Below are 14468 nucleotides of genomic sequence, written 5' to 3'. Positions count from 1 at the left end.
TTCCTGATATCGCCGCTGCTTCCCTCCCCTTAACGTCGCCCCCAACAGGCACGGCCATCCCGTGCCTGCTCACGGCACAACAACAAGAAGGAAGCATCGCCATGCTCAAGAAAGCTGTACTCGGGTGGCCCCAGATCGCGGGGCTCGGCATATCGCTGGTCGTCGCCGGCCAGTTCTCCGGCTGGAACTTCGGCCTCGCCGACAACGGCTGGTCCAACATGCTCCTGGCCTCCCTGCTGATGGCGGCGCTGAGCTGCGGCTTGGCGCTGTGCATCAGCGAGCTGTCCACCGCCATGCCCCATGCCGGCGGCGTGTTCGCCTATGCCCAGAGCGCCTTCGGCCCCTTCGTCGGCTACCTGGTGGGCTCCGCCTGCGCGCTGGCACTCACCATCGGCACCGGCGCCGCGGCCACCTTCGTCGCCTCCTATATGGAATCGGTGTTCGGCTTTGGCGGATGGCCGGTGAAAGTGGGGCTGTTCGCCTTGATCATCGGCATCCACATCCGTGGCGTCGGTGAAGCCCTCGGCGTCACCCTGCTGGCCGGGGCCATCGCCGCCGTGACCCTGCTGGTGTTCGGCGCCGCGATGGTGCCGCAGCTGGATAGCGCCAACCTGCTTGGCACCACGGGAAGCTTTGGCGACTCCCTCAGCCTGCAGGGCGTCTTCGCCTGCGTGCCGTTCGCGATCTGGATGTTCATCTGCATCGAGCAGGTCAGTTCCGCCGCCGAAGAAGCCGCCGATCCGGGCCGCGCCATGTCCCGTGGCATTGCCGCCGCGGTCGGCACCCTGCTGTTGACCGCGCTCACCGTGCTGGTCTGCGCACCGGGTGCCGCCGGGGTTCAGGTGGTCGGTACGGCCGCCGACCCGCTGTACGCCGCGATGACCCACAGCGGCCGCTACGACGCCTCGAGCTGGCTGGCGCAGCTGGTTGGCATTGGCGCCATCTGCGGCCTGCTCGCCACCTTCTTCTCGGTGGTCTATTCCGCCTCCCGCCAGCTTTTCGCCCTGTCCCGCGACGGCTACTTCCCCGCCGCGCTGGCGCGGACCAACCGTCGCGGATCGCCCTATGTGGCGCTCCTGGTGCTGGCCGCCATCGGCCTGCCGCTGACCCTGGTCAGCCCGGAGAAACTGCTGCTGTGCGTGGTACTCCTGCTGTGCACCTGCCATCTGTTCCTGTTCGCCGCCTACATCCGCATGCGCCGCACCCATGCCCACCTGGCGCGTCCGTTCCGCCTCCGGGGCGGTCCGGTGATCGCCGGCCTTGGCATGCTGCTGACGCTGACCGTGATCGCCGCCTGCTTCCAGCTCGAAGTGGAAATGCTCAGCGCCCTCGCCGTGCTCGCCATCGTGCTGGTCATCAACTACCTGGTGCGCGTTGCGCGCGTTACCAAGCCCCTCGCTTCCGAGAATCCCGACAATGTCTGAACTTGATCTTCTGCAACGCCGCTACCGGGCCATGGGCGACCAGTCGCCACTGTTCTACGACCAGCCCCTGAACCTGGTGAAAGGCCAGGGCGTGTGGCTCTACGACGAGAGCGGCAAGCGCTACCTGGATGTCTACAACAACGTGCCCTGCGTGGGTCACTGCCACCCACGGGTGGTGGAAGCCATGGCCAGCCAGGCGAGCACCCTGAACATCCACACCCGCTACCTGAACGAGCGGATCGTCGCCTACGCCGAACGCCTGACCCGCACCTTTGATCCGTCGCTGGATTGCGTGATGTTCACCTGCACCGGCAGCGAGGCGAACGAACTGGCCCTGCGCATGGCCCGTTCGAGCACCGGCGGCAAGGGGGTGATCGTCAGCAGCTACAACTATCACGGCAATACCACCAGCCTGGCCGAAGTGACCACCGCGCTGCCGAGCTCGGAACCCTTCTCGCCATTCGCCCGCGCGGTGCCGATTCCCTGCCTGTACCGGGCGCCGGCCGGCACCACTGCGGCGGACCTGGCCGACCAGTACGTGGCCCGGGTGGCCGAAGCCATCGCCTCGCTCCAGGCCCAGGGCGTGCAACTGGCGGCGATGCTGATCGACACCCTGTTCGCCAACGAGGGCCTGCCGCGCATTCCTGCCGGGTATGTCGAGCGCATCGCGGCGCTGGTCCACGAGGCTGGCGGCCTGTTGATCGTCGATGAAGTGCAGGCCGGCTTCGGTCGCACCGGCGATCACATGTGGGGCCACCAGGCCCACGGCGCGGTACCGGACATCGTCACCATGGGCAAACCCATGGGCAACGGCTTCCCCCTCGCCGGGCTGGTGGCCAGCCGCGAGCGGGTGGAGGCCTTCGGTGGGCGCAACCTCTACTTCAACACTTTCGGCGGCTCGCCGGTGGCCGCCGCCGTGGGCAGCGCGGTCCTCGATGTGATCGAAGACGAACAACTGTTGCGCAACGCCCGCGAAGTCGGCGCGCACCTGGCCAACGGCCTGGAAGGACTGGCAGGGCGGCATTCGATCATCGGTGATGTGCGCGGCAAGGGCCTGTTCTTCGCCGTCGAGTTGGTGCGCGACCGCCAGCAGAAGACCCCGGCGGGTGCCGAGGCGCGCCGCGTGGTCAACCAGATGCGCGAGCGCGGTGTGCTGATCAGCAAGATCGGCCCCGACGACAACCTGCTGAAGATCCGCCCGCCGCTGGTGTTCAACCGCGCCGACGCGGACCTGTTCATCGACACCCTCGACAGCGTCCTTCGCGAACTCTGAGAATCGTGCCATGAGCCAATTCCACACCTTCGACCACGACCAGCAGGTCGCCAGCCTGAAGCGCCTGGCGCTCACTGCCCTGGGCCAATGGGACGGCGACTTCGTCCGCCTGGACCTGATCAAGTACCGCGAAAACGCTGTGTTCTGCGCCACCCGCAGCGACGGGCAGCGCAGCGCTCTGCGCGTCCACCGCGACGGTTACCACTCAGAGGAAGCCTTGCGCTCCGAGCTGCAATGGATGGAAGCCCTGGCCGCCGACGGCATCCATGTACCGCAGATCATCCGCACCCGCGACGGCGAACACCTGGCTCGGGTGCACAGCGACGAGCTGGGCGAATCACGCTACATCGACATGCTCGGCTGGCTGGACGGCTCCAGCATCGGCTCGGCCGAACATGGCCTGGCGGTGCAGAGCGATGTTGCCAGCCTGTTCTTCGACACCGGCGCCGTGGCCGCACGCATCCACCAGAGCTCGGCACGCTGGGAGCAACCCAACGCCTTCAGCCGCCATGCCTGGGATGAAGAAGGCCTGATCGGCCAGCGCCCGTTCTGGGGCCCCTACTGGGAGCTGGACCTGCTGGAACCGGCACAACGCGAGTTGCTGCAGGCCACTCGTCAGGCGGCACGCGCGGACTTGCGGCGCTACGGTCGCAGCCTGGATAACTTCGGCATGATCCACGCCGACCTGGTGCCGGAAAACCTGCTGCTGGATCAGGCCCGGTTGCACCTGATCGATTTCGACGACGCCGGCTTCGGCTGGCATATGTTCGAGCTCGCCACGGCGCTGTACTTCTGCCTGGACGACCCACGCTACACCGAGATCGAAGCGGCACTGCTGAGTGGCTACCACTCGGTCAAACCGCTGACCGCGGCCGACCGCGCCACCCTGCCGCTGTTCCTGGCGCTACGCGGAGTAACCTACCTGGGCTGGATCCATACCCGCCGGGAGAGCCGCACCGCCGAGGAGCTGGCGCCCATGCTGATCGAGCGGGCCTGCCATCTGGCACGGAGTTATCTCGATCAGCGATGATCCACCGAGCCGGCGCCTGGCAGAGATGCACAAGCGCCTGGCGCGCATGGAAATGCCGGTTGCGCGGCACTCAGCCATGATGGCCCCGAGCGTCCGCCAACCGCGCTCGACAGGTGACCCGACATGACAGGCATTGCCCGACACCAGGCATCCGACTCCGACGAGCTCGCCGGCGCGCTGGCCGGCTGGAGCCAGGACTACACCCAACTGGGTCGTGGCCGGCTGCATGCCGAATTGCTGCACGTCCAGCTCGCCGGGGCGTCACTGATCTACGAGCACTCCAACCTGCACCTGCACGAAAACATGACGCCGCCGCAGGGCCAGGTCGTGTTCGGCATTCCGTTGAAGGTTTCCTCCGACTCACTGTTCAACGGCGGCACCCTCGCCGGGGACACCCTGCTGGTACTGGAAGGCGGCGAGGAAATGGAAATCTGCGCCCCCGGCGAGATCGGCATGCTCGGCTTGACGGTGGATCACCGGCTGCTCGCGCAGATCCTCGGAGCCGAGGAGCAGGAACGCCTGGAGCAGGCGCTGAGCCGGCGCCGGCTGGATATCTCGCCGTTGGCCGCGCAGCGTCTGCGCGAGGACCTGTGCGCATCGATCGGCGCCTTCGAACGCGCGGAATATGACCCGCGTTCCGCTGAGCACGGGGTACGCGCCGTGATGTCCAGCCTCGATTGCGTGCTGCAGGGACTGGACGAAGTGCTGCGCGGTCCGAACCAGCGTGGTACTGCCCTGCCCCGCACCCTGGAACAACGCCGCCGCCTGGTGCTGTCGGCGGTGGAGATGATGCAGGCGAACCTCGACCTGCCGCTGTCCATGCTCGAACTCTGCCAGGCCCTGAATACCAGCCACCGGACCTTGCAGTACTGCTTCCGGCAGATCAGCCAGGCCACGCCGCAGCAGTTCTTCCTTTCCCTGCGCCTGGCCGAGGCACGCCGCCGGCTCAAACAGGACCCGCAGCAGAGCATCACCACCCTGGCGCTGGACCTGGGCTTTGCCAGCTCCAGCCATTTCTCCTCGCTCTACAAGCGGCTGTATGGCGAACAGCCGTCCCTGACCGGACGCCGCGGTTAGCGCTTCTTGCGCAGCGGTTCGAGAAGCGGTTTCAGGCCGTTGTGGTCGATCTCCTGCATCAACATCAGCAGCCGGCCGATCTCGCCCTTGGGGAAGCCTTCGCGGGCAAACCAGTTCAGGTAATGACCGGGCAGGTCGGCGAGCAGGCGTCCCTTGTATTTGCCGTAGGGCATTTCGCGGGTGACCAGGAGCAGCAGGTCTTCGGGGTTCATCGAGGGGCCTTGCAGGTGGAAAGAGCGGCGATTGTCGCAGAGCTGCGCCTCAGGCATCCACCGGCACGCCCAGCAGGCCGAACTCTGCCGGCACCTTCACGTAGAACAGGCTCACGCCCTCTTCTTCCAGGCGTTTCAGCAAGGCGTCGCACTCAGCCTCGGTGAGGGCCAGGATGATCAGCATCGGTTGGTCGGCCATCTCGAAGAAATGGTGGGAATGGAATTGCCGGGTGTGCCCGAAGCCCTCGATACCCGAAACCAGGGTGGCACCGCGCAGGCCCATGTCCATGGCCTGGGCAACGATCCAGTCAGCCAGCATCTTGCCCTGATGGCGGCGGTTCTGCTGGGTGTAGAGGGTGAGCTGGTAACCCTTCATACGACCTCCACAATAGAGCCTGCTCACGATCGCGTGTGCTTAGACAATGCCGCCGTTGGCCCGCAGGGTCTGTCCATTGACCCAGGCACCTTCCGGCCCGACCAGAAAGGCCACCAGGTTGGCGATGTCCTCAGGATTGCCCAGACGCTCCAGCGGCGCCTGCTTGGTCAGGCGTTCCACCAGCTCCGGGGGCTTGCCATCGAGGAACAGGTTGGTTGCGGTGGGGCCCGGCGCGACGCAGTTCACCGAGATGTTCCGCCCTCGCAGTTCGCGGGCGAAGATCGCGCTCATGGTCTCCACGGCAGCCTTGGAAGCGGCATAGATGGCGTAGCCCGGCAGGCTCAGCCCAACCACGCTGCTGGACAGGTTGACGATACGACCGCCGTTACGCAGGCGAGTGGCGGCCATCTTCAGGGTGTTGAAGGTGCCTCGGGTGTTGATGGCGAACAGGCGGTCATAGAGGGCTATTTCGGTGTCGGCCAACGGGACCAGCCCCGGCTGGATGACGCCGGCGTTGTTCACCAGGATATCGATGGCGCCGTACTCCATTTCCGTCTGGTCGAACAGCACGGCGACCGCCACCGGGTCACTGACATCAGCCAGCACGGGGTAGGCCTTTCCTCCTGCCCGTCTGATCTCATCCACCACGCGTTCGGCGGATTCCGGCCGCGAGGCGTAATTGACCACCACCTGGATTCCTTCGGCGGCCAGGCGTCGCGCGATGGCGGCGCCGATACCCCGGGACGCCCCGGTGACGATGGCTGTTCTGGCAGTTTCTGACATGCGGCTCTCCCGGACAGGCCCTCGAAGCCACGGCTGCTGCCGCGTGTGGGGCCTTTTCAGTGGTATAGCCGCAGATGGCGCGCCGTGCGGGACCGGTTATCCGGCGCCTGTCCCTTCCGCAAGGACGTTGAAGTCGCAGGAGGAGTTCAAGCTTTCTGTAGGAGCGAGCTTGCTCGCGAAAGATCGTGCGCGGACTGTTCGCGAGCAAGCTCGCTCCTACAAAGTGCCCGGTACCGGCGCTGTGGTCGCCACGGGCCGATAGCTGGCCGGGCTGAACAATCGGGTCAGCCCGAGCATCAGCACTGCGCCGACCACCAGCACCAGCCAGGCGGCGGCGAAGCTGCCGGTGAGTTCCCGCAGAAAACCGCTGAGCCAGGGCGAGACGGCGTTGATCAGGAAGCCTACGCCCTGCACGAAGGCCGCCAGTTGGCCCGCCTCGCGGGGATCGCGGCGGTGGTCAAGGGTGAGGATCAGGCTGAGGGCGAAGCAGGCGCCCAGGCCAAAGCCGATCAGGGCGATCCACAGGGCGAACAGTTCCAACGGTGCCCAGATCAGGCCGCCGAAACCCACCGCCTGGGCGGCCAGGCTGATCGAAAGCAAGGGGCGACGGTCGATGCTGCGCTGCGCCAGGGCGGGCATGCCCAGCGCCGCAATCACCTGGAAGATGGTCATGAAGGCGAGCAGCGAACCGCTGCGGGTCGGGCTCCAGCCGAGCTGCTGATAGTAGGCCGGCAGCCAGGCCACCATGCTCATATAACCGCAGTTGACCAGGCCGAAGTACAGCGCCAGCAGCCAGGCCCGGCGATTACCGGTAAAGCGCGTGGCGCGACCGGCGGCGGCTGGAGCGGAACCCGGCATAGGACGTGCCAGCCATAGCACCAGCGCCAGCAGCGCCGGCACCACCCAGAGGCCAAGGCCCGCTTGCCAGTGCTCGAAATGGTGGGCGAGCAGCGGACTGAACAACGCCGCCAGACCGCCGCCGGCCATCAGGGATGCCGAATAGACGCCCATGGCCAGCGCCACCCGCCCTTCGAAGCGACGCTTGATCACCGCAGGCAGCAATGCCTGGATCAGTGCCACCCCGGCGCCGCCGAGCAAGGCGGTTGCCAGCAGCGGCCCGGCCTGACCGAGGAGCAGCCGCGCGAGGCAGGCGCCGGCGATCAATGCCAACCCCAGGCCAATGCCACGCCGCTCGCCCAGCCCACCCAGCCGGTTGCTCAGCAATGCCACCAGGCCCATGCAGACGACCGGCAACGTGGTCAGCAGCGCGGTGGTCTGGAAACCCATGCCGGTGGCGCTACGGATATCCGCCAGCAGCGGACTGATCGAGGCAAGGATGGGCCGCAGGTTCAGCCCAAGGACGATGAGCAACGCCCAGCCGGCGAGGCTTTCAATACGATCAGCGCACCGCATGCAGGGCCTGCCAGCGGGCGTAGATTTCGCGCATGGCCGCTTGCGGCAGGTGCTGGATGTCCAGCTTCTGGGCCTCCAGCGGCAGGGCCATCTGTTGGTAGACGGCTGCGGTGGACAAGCCAAACGGCTCGCCCACGGCATTGGCCGCAGCGAACACCACGCGGCTCACGCCGCACATATGCATGGCTGCCAGGCACATCGGGCACGGCTGGCCGCTGGCGTAGATCACGCAACCGTCCAGGCGCGGTCCCAAACGCTGGCTGGCGGCACGGATGGCCTGGAGTTCGGCATGGCAGGTCGGGTCCTGGGTCAGGTGGATTTCGTTGACCGCGCGGGCCAGCACCTCACCGTCGCGTACCAGCAAGGCGCCGAACGGACGCCCGCCCTGCTCCACGTTCTGCCGTGCCAGTTCCACGGCCTGTTCCAGGTATTTGTGATCATCAGACATGGGAGAACTCCATCAATCAGCGGGCGCCGGCGGCGCGCAATCTGGCGGCGATGGCCGACTGGCCACGCTGCTCGGCGTGTTGCAAGGGGGTGACGCCGTCCTTGTCGGGCAGGTCGAGGTCGGCATCGGCGGCGATCAGCAGGTCGACGATGCGCTGATGGGCCAGTCCGCCGTCGCCCAGCAGCACGGCTTCCAGCAGGCAGGTCCAGCCCAGCTTGTTGACGTGGTCGAGGTCGACGCCAGCGGTGATCAGGGTGCGCACGGTGTCCACATGACCACGCTCGCAGGCGGGAATCAGCGCGGTGCCGCCGAAGCGATTGGTGCTGCGCAGGTCGGCGCCATGGGCGAGGGTCATCTCGAGGATCTGCTGGTGGCCGCTGGCACCGGCCAGAAGGTAGGCGCTGTCCTGCATGCGATTCTGCAGATTGACGTCAGCACCGGCGTCGATGAGCCGGCGCGCCACTTCGACCTGGTTCCTGGCCGTGGCGAGCAGCAAGGGCGTATTGCCCTCAGCGTCACGCACATCCACCGAGACGCCCTGCTCGAGCAGCTTGTCGACTTTGGCGAGGTCGCCCGTCCCGGCCGCCTGCAGCAGGCTCCGTGCGACGTCATCGGCGTTCACCTGGCCCGCCAGCAGCAAGCCGGTGGCAAGGAGCAGGCAGTGGGTGAGTCGGGCTTTCATGGTTCGCCTCCGCGCTTCGTCGAATGGGCGAAATTATGTCCATCTGGTCAGGTATTCTGAAATTAAATATAACCATGCCTATCAGTGTCAGTAGGAATACCTGAATGTTCGATCCCCTCCTCCTGCGCAGCTTCGTGGCCGTCGCCGACTGCGGCAACTTCACCCGCGCCGCTGAGCGCCTACACCTCACCCAGTCCACCGTCAGCCAGCAATTGCGCCGGCTGGAGGAAAGCCTTGGCTGCCGTCTGCTCGACCGCAGCCAGCGTCAGGTGGTGGCGACCGCCGAGGGGGAACAACTGCTCGGCTACGCCCGGCGCATCCTCGCTTTGCAGGACGAAGCCGCGGAAGTGCTGCGCCACCAACCCGGCAGCGGCGTACTACGCCTGGGCGTGCCCGAGGACTTCGCCGCCGAACGCCTGATGCCACTGCTCGCAGAATTCTCCGCCGCCTGGCCGGGTGTGCGCCTCGAGGTGACCAGCGGCCTCAGCCCGGAACTGCTGCGCCTGTACCAGGGCGGCGAGTTCGACTTGCTGCTGGTCAAGCGCATGGGAGATGGCGGCGATAGCCTGGCCTCGTGGCCGGAGCCACTGGGCTGGGTGGACAGTGCCAGCCAGCCGGTATACGGCCGCGAGCCGTTGCCCCTGGTGGTGTTTCCGGCCGGAGGGCTCTACCGCAATGAGATGCTCCATGGCCTGGATGTACAGGGCCAGCGCTGGCGCATCGCGTACTCCAGCGCCAGCCTGGCGAGCGTGCGCGCAGCTGTCGCCGCCGGCCTGGGGGTGAGCCTGCTGCCGTTGCGGGTGCTGGGGCCGGAGCATCGTTTGCTGGGTGAAGACCAGGGGTTGCCGGAGATCCAGGGATTGCGACTGGCGCTTTATGGGCGGACGGGGTTGGGGCGTGCGGGGGATGAGTTGGTGGGAAGGTTGAAGGCGTTGTGTGAGATGACAGTGGTGACCAGGTACCCTGAAACTCCCTGCTAATCCTCACTCCCCTCACCCCAACCCTCTCCCAGAGGGAGAGGGGGCAGTCCGTGCAGAGATGTCACCAGCGCGTGTCACCCCTCTCCCTTCGGGAGAGGGGCCGGGGGTGAGGGAGGTCAGGCCCTGCTGGATGTCAGGGCGTCGCTTCAGAATCCGAATCCACCTGCTCCAACTGTCCCTGGTCCCATCCACCACCCAACGCGGCGATAAGCTGGACGCTGGTGGTCAGGCGGGTGCCCATCAGGGTCAGGACGGTGCGTTCGTTGCTCAGCGCAGTGGCTTGGTTGGTGACCACGCTGTTGTAGTCCACGGTGCCGGCCCGGTACTGGTTGGTGATCAGGCGCAACGCCTCGCGGGCGGCGTCGAGGGCTTCCTGTTGCACGCCGCTCTCCTCTTCCAGGACGTCGAGCTGGACCATGTAGTCCTCGGCTTCGCGGAAGCTGTCCAGCACGGTCTGGCGGTAGGTCGCGACGGTCTGGTCGTAGCTGGCTTCGGCCTGCGCCACCTGGGAGCGGATCAGCCCGCCGTCGAACAGGGTCATGGCGAATTCCGGGCCGATGGACCAGAAGCGGTTCGGCGTGGTGATCCAGTCGTGCAGGCTGCCGCTGCGGTAACCACCCGCGGCGGTCAGGCTGAGGCTGGGGAAGTAGGCTGACTTGGCCACGCCAATCTGGGCGTTGGCGGCCATCATGTTGCGCTCGGCGGAGGCGACGTCAGGGCGACGCTCCAGCAGTTGCGAGGGCAGCAGCGTGGGCACGTTCGGCAGGGCCGGTACGCTGTCCACCTCGGCCAGGCTGAATTCCGCTGGCGGCACGCCGATCAGCACGGCGATGGCGTTTTCCAGTTGCGCGCGCTGGTATTTGAGGTCGATGGCCTGGGCCTCGGTGCTCTTCAGCTGGGTAGTGGCCTGGGCCACGTCGGCACGGGTGACGATGCCGGCCCTGTACTGGTTCTGGGTCAGCGTCAGGGCGCGCTGGTAGCCGGCGATGGTGGCTTCCAGCAGGCGCTTCTGCGCATCCAGCACGCGCAGTTGCAGGTAGTTCTGCGCCAGTTCCGATTGCAGGCTGAGGCGCGCGGCCGCGAGGTCGGCGGCGCTGGCCTGCATGCTGGCGGTGTCGGATTCCAGCTGGCGGCGCAGCTTGCCCCAAAGGTCGATCTCCCAGTTCACCCCAAGGCTGGCGTCGTAGCTCGTGGAGACGCCGCTGCCACCGGAGCTGGTAACGGTAGAACCGTCGGACAGGCGCACGGTGCTGTCGCCGCCACCCTGGCCGGAGCGGGTCTTGCCCGCGTTACCGGTTACCGAGGGGAAGAACGACGCGCGGGCGCCACGGGCCAGCGCTTGCGCCTGGCGGTACTGGGCGATGGACTGGGCCAGGGTCTGGTTGGAGGTTTCCAGACGCTGCTGCAGGTCATTGAGGGTGGCGTCGTCGTAGAGCTCCCACCAGCGGCCACGGTGTTCCAGGTCGGCCGGGCTGGCCAGGGACCAGCCCTCGGCATGCTTGAACTGCACGGGCACGCTCTGTTCCGGACGCTTGTAGTCCGGGCCGATGGCGCAGCCACCGAGCAACAGGCCGGCAAGCGCCAGGACCATCGCGCGGCGCAGGGGTTTCAGGGAATGAGCGGCGGTGTTCATAGCGGTGTTTCCAGAGCGGCGTCAGTGCGCACGCCACGCCAGCGATTGAAGCGATGGCGCAGACGGTCGAGGTAGAGGTAGACCACGGGGGTCGTGTAGAGGGTCAGCAACTGGCTCAGCACCAGGCCGCCAATGATGGCCACGCCCAGAGGCTGGCGCATTTCCGCGCCCTCGGTGCCGCCGATCAGCAGCGGCACGGCGCCAAGGATGGCGGCGATGGTGGTCATCAGGATCGGCCGCAGACGCAGCAGGCAGGCCTGGCGAATGGACTCGTCCGGGCTCATGCCTTCCTGGCGTTCGAGCTGCAGGGCGAGGTCGATCATCATGATGGCGTTCTTCTTCACCACGCCGATGAGCAGGAACAGTCCCAACAGCGAGATCAGGCTGAACTCCCCGCCGGTGAGCAGGATCGCCAGCAGCGCGCCCACGCCCGCCGACGGTAGCGTCGAGAGGATGGTCAGCGGATGGACATAGCTCTCGTAGAGGATGCCGAGCACCAGGTACACCAGCACCAGGGCGGCGAGGATCATCCACGGCTGGTTCTGCTGGGTGCTCTGGAAGGCATCGGCGCTGCCGCCCATGCGCGCGATCACCGAGCTGGGCAGACCGATGGCGGCCACCGCCTTCTCGATGGCGACGGTGGCCTTGTCGAGGCTGACGCCGGGCGCCAGGTCGAAGGCAATGCTCTCCGAGGCGAACTGGCCTTCGTGGTTGACGCGGTCTTCCTCCAGGCTGCGCTCGTAGCGGGCGAAGCTGGACAACGGCACACGCTGGCCATCGGCGGTTACCAGTTGGACCTGCTTGAGGGTTTCCGGGTCCTGGGCGTACTTCGGGTTGACCTCCATCACCACCTGGTACTGGTTCAGGGTGTCGTAGATGGTGGAAATCTGCCGCTGGCTGTAGGCGTTGTTCAGCGCGGTGGTGACCATGGACATGTCGATGCCCAGACGCTTGGCCGTGTCGCGGTCCACCTGCAGGGTGACCTGCTGGGCACCCTCCCCTTCGTTGGCGTCGATGGCGGTGAGTTCCGGCAACCCCTTGAGTGCGGCGGTGACTTTCGGCGCCCAGGTGCGCAGCTCGGACAGCTCGCCGCTCTGCAGCACGTACTCATACTGCGAGCTGCGCTGCTCGCGGCCACCACCGAACTGCAGGTCCTGGTCGGCCATCAGCATCAAGCGTCCGCCGGGCACCTTGGGCAGGTCGGCGCGCAGGCGTTCGATCACCTTCTGCGCCGATGCCTTGCGCTCGGCGATGGGCTTCAGGCGGACGATCATGAAGGCGTTGTTGATGCCGCCACTGCCGCCGATGAAACCGGCCACGCTCTCCACGGCCGGGTCCTTGAGGACGGCACGGCGGAAGATTTCCATCTTCGGCTGCATCACGGTGAAAGACAGGCCGTCGTCGCCACGGATGAAGCCGATCAGTTGGCCGGTGTCCTGCTGCGGCAGGAAGGTCTTGGGCACCAGCACGTAGAGGGCGATGTTGCAGCCAATGGTCAGCAGCAGGCTGGCCAGGGTCAGGCGCGGGTGGCGCAGGGCCACGCCAAGGGTCCGGTCATAGATACCGACCATGCGCGTATGCAGCGATTCGCTCCAGCGTTGCAGGCGGCTGTCCTTGTCCGGCACGTGGGGTTTCAGCCAGCGCGCACAGAGCATCGGCGTCAGGGTCAGGGACACCAGCAGCGATACCAGGATGGCCACCGCCAGCGTCAGGGAGAACTCGCGGAACAAGCGGTCAATGATGCCGCCCATGAACAGGATGGAAACGAACACCGCCACCAGCGAGAGGTTCATCGACAGCAGGGTGAAGCCGACTTCGCGGGTGCCTTGCAAGGCCGCCTTGAACGGCGCCATGCCGTCGTTGATGTGCCGTGAGATGTTCTCCAGCACCACGATGGCGTCGTCCACCACCAGGCCGGCGGCGAGGATCAGCGCCATCAGCGAGAGCACGTTGAGCGAGAACCCCATCAGGTACATCACGGCGAAGGTGCCCACCAGCGACACAGGCACTGCCAGCGCCGGAATCAGCGAAGCGCGCAGGTTACCGAGGAACAGATAGACCACCAGGATCACCAAGGCAACGGCGATCAGCAGGGTGCGTTCGGCTTCGTGCAGGGTGGCGCGGATCACCGGCGAGCGGTCCATGGCCAGGTCCAGCTTGACGCTGGCCGGAAGCACCGCCTGCAACGCGGGCAATTGCTGCTTGATGCTTTCGATGGTCTCGATGATGTTGGCGCCAGCCTGACGGTTGATCACCAGCAGCACCGCCGAGTCGTCATTGAAGAAGCCGCTGTTGTAACGGTCTTCCACCGCGTCGCGGACCTTGGCCACATCGCCCAGGCGCAGGGCGGCGCCGTCCTGGTAGCGGAGGATCAGCGGCGCGTAGTCGGCAGCCTTCTCCAGCTGGTCGTTGGCACCTACCTGCCAGTGACGGCCGGCGTCTTCCACGGAGCCCTTGGGCCTGCGCTGGTTGGCGGCGGCAATGGTGCTGCGCACATCGTCCAGGGCGATGCCGTACTGAGTCAGCAGTTGCGGCTCCAGCTCCACCCTCACGGCCGGCAGCGAGCTGCCGCCGATCTGCACCTCGCCCACGCCCTTAACCTGGGACAGGCTCTGGGCCAGGATGGTGGACGCCATGTCGTAGAGCTCACCCTTCTCCTTCACGTCGGAGGTCAGCGACAGCACCATGATCGGCGCCTGGGACGGGTTGACCTTCTTGTAGGTGGGCATGCTGCGCATACCGCTGGGCAGCAGGTTGCGCGAGGCGTTGATGGCCGCCTGCACATCGCGGGCGGCGCCGTTGATGTCCCGGTCCAGGTCGAACTGCACGATGATCCGCGTCGAGCCCTGGCTGGTGCGGCTGGTCATCTGGTTGATGCCGGCGATGGTGCCCAGCGAGCGCTCCAGCGGCGTAGTGACACTGGACGCCATGATCTCCGGGCTGGCACCGGGCAGGCTGGCCTGCACGGTGATCACCGGAAAATCCATCTGCGGCAGTGGCGACACCGGCAGCAGGCCGAAACTGACGCTGCCCAGCAGCAGGATCGCCAGGCTCAGCAGCATGGTGGCGACCGGGCGATGGATGAAGGGGGCGGAGAGGTTCATCGACCAAACTCCGCGCAGGACATGACTACCCTC

At 66.5% G+C, this 14468-nt stretch carries 13 protein-coding genes; 5 read left to right on the top strand and 8 right to left on the bottom strand.

Annotated features, from left to right (window positions below):
* Positions 1–101: 101 nt before the first annotated feature.
* The 4 genes from E8E95_RS12330 to E8E95_RS12315 all read left to right on the top strand — a co-directional run bounded on the left by E8E95_RS12330 (position 102) and on the right by E8E95_RS12315 (position 4804).
* Entirely contained in the window at positions 102–1424 is a 1323-nt protein-coding gene (locus tag E8E95_RS12330) for an amino acid permease (protein WP_280350451.1), read from the top strand.
* The gene (locus E8E95_RS12325) at positions 1417–2697 is read left to right on the top strand and encodes an aminotransferase class III-fold pyridoxal phosphate-dependent enzyme (RefSeq protein ID WP_280350449.1); all 1281 of its coding nucleotides are present in this window, start codon (positions 1417–1419) and stop codon (positions 2695–2697) included. The genes E8E95_RS12330 and E8E95_RS12325 overlap by 8 nt, the downstream gene beginning before the upstream one ends.
* 10 nt (positions 2698–2707) lie before the next feature.
* Positions 2708–3727 carry a phosphotransferase gene (locus tag E8E95_RS12320; RefSeq protein WP_280350447.1) on the top strand — a complete coding sequence of 340 codons (1020 nt, stop codon included), beginning with the start codon at positions 2708–2710 and terminating at the stop codon, positions 3725–3727.
* A gap of 123 nt (positions 3728–3850) precedes the next feature.
* Positions 3851–4804 (top strand): helix-turn-helix domain-containing protein, encoded by a 954-nt coding sequence (locus E8E95_RS12315; RefSeq protein ID WP_280350445.1) that lies wholly within the window; start codon positions 3851–3853, stop codon positions 4802–4804.
* On the opposite strand, the gene E8E95_RS12310 is transcribed toward E8E95_RS12315, so the two are convergent.
* From E8E95_RS12310 to E8E95_RS12285, 6 genes are all read right to left on the bottom strand, one after another.
* Entirely contained in the window at positions 4801–5016 is a 216-nt protein-coding gene (locus tag E8E95_RS12310; protein WP_016493095.1) for a DUF3820 family protein, read from the bottom strand. The genes E8E95_RS12315 and E8E95_RS12310 overlap by 4 nt on opposite strands.
* Before the next feature lie 49 nt (positions 5017–5065).
* On the bottom strand, positions 5066–5392 hold the full coding sequence (locus tag E8E95_RS12305) for a DUF190 domain-containing protein (protein WP_280350441.1): 327 nt from the start codon (positions 5390–5392) through the stop codon (positions 5066–5068).
* 39 nt (positions 5393–5431) lie between these two features.
* The gene (locus E8E95_RS12300; RefSeq protein WP_280350439.1) at positions 5432–6175 is read right to left on the bottom strand and encodes an SDR family oxidoreductase; all 744 of its coding nucleotides are present in this window, start codon (positions 6173–6175) and stop codon (positions 5432–5434) included.
* A 216-nt stretch (positions 6176–6391) separates the two neighbouring features.
* Positions 6392–7588, bottom strand: coding sequence for a CynX/NimT family MFS transporter (locus E8E95_RS12295; protein WP_280350437.1), 1197 nt, complete (start codon positions 7586–7588; stop codon positions 6392–6394).
* Positions 7575–8036, bottom strand: coding sequence for a nucleoside deaminase (locus E8E95_RS12290; protein WP_280350435.1), 462 nt, complete (start codon positions 8034–8036; stop codon positions 7575–7577). Before E8E95_RS12290 ends, E8E95_RS12295 begins: the two co-directional genes overlap by 14 nt.
* Before the next feature lie 16 nt (positions 8037–8052).
* Positions 8053–8718 carry an ankyrin repeat domain-containing protein gene (locus E8E95_RS12285; protein WP_280350432.1) on the bottom strand — a complete coding sequence of 222 codons (666 nt, stop codon included), beginning with the start codon at positions 8716–8718 and terminating at the stop codon, positions 8053–8055.
* Between the two features lie 104 nt (positions 8719–8822).
* On the opposite strand from E8E95_RS12285, the gene E8E95_RS12280 reads away from it, so the two are divergent.
* Complete coding sequence (locus E8E95_RS12280) at positions 8823–9698, top strand: LysR substrate-binding domain-containing protein (protein WP_280350430.1); 876 nt, start codon at positions 8823–8825, stop codon at positions 9696–9698.
* Between the two features lie 133 nt (positions 9699–9831).
* Here the strand turns inward: E8E95_RS12280 and E8E95_RS12275 are convergent, their stop codons facing one another.
* Together E8E95_RS12275 and E8E95_RS12270 are read right to left on the bottom strand one after the other, a co-directional pair.
* Positions 9832–11289: an efflux transporter outer membrane subunit gene (locus tag E8E95_RS12275; protein ID WP_280350553.1), complete on the bottom strand. Its 1458-nt coding sequence runs from the start codon at positions 11287–11289 to the stop codon at positions 9832–9834.
* Positions 11290–11327: 38 nt separating this feature from the next.
* Positions 11328–14435, bottom strand: coding sequence for a multidrug efflux RND transporter permease subunit (locus E8E95_RS12270; protein ID WP_280350428.1), 3108 nt, complete (start codon positions 14433–14435; stop codon positions 11328–11330).
* Positions 14436–14468: the final 33 nt, after the last annotated feature.

The sequence above is a fragment of the Pseudomonas sp. BN414 genome (assembly GCF_029871275.1).
Classification (GTDB): Bacteria; Pseudomonadota; Gammaproteobacteria; order Pseudomonadales; family Pseudomonadaceae; genus Metapseudomonas; species Metapseudomonas resinovorans_C.
The sequence above is the reverse complement of the archived record's forward strand: the minus strand, read 5'-3'. Positions and strand labels throughout refer to the sequence as shown.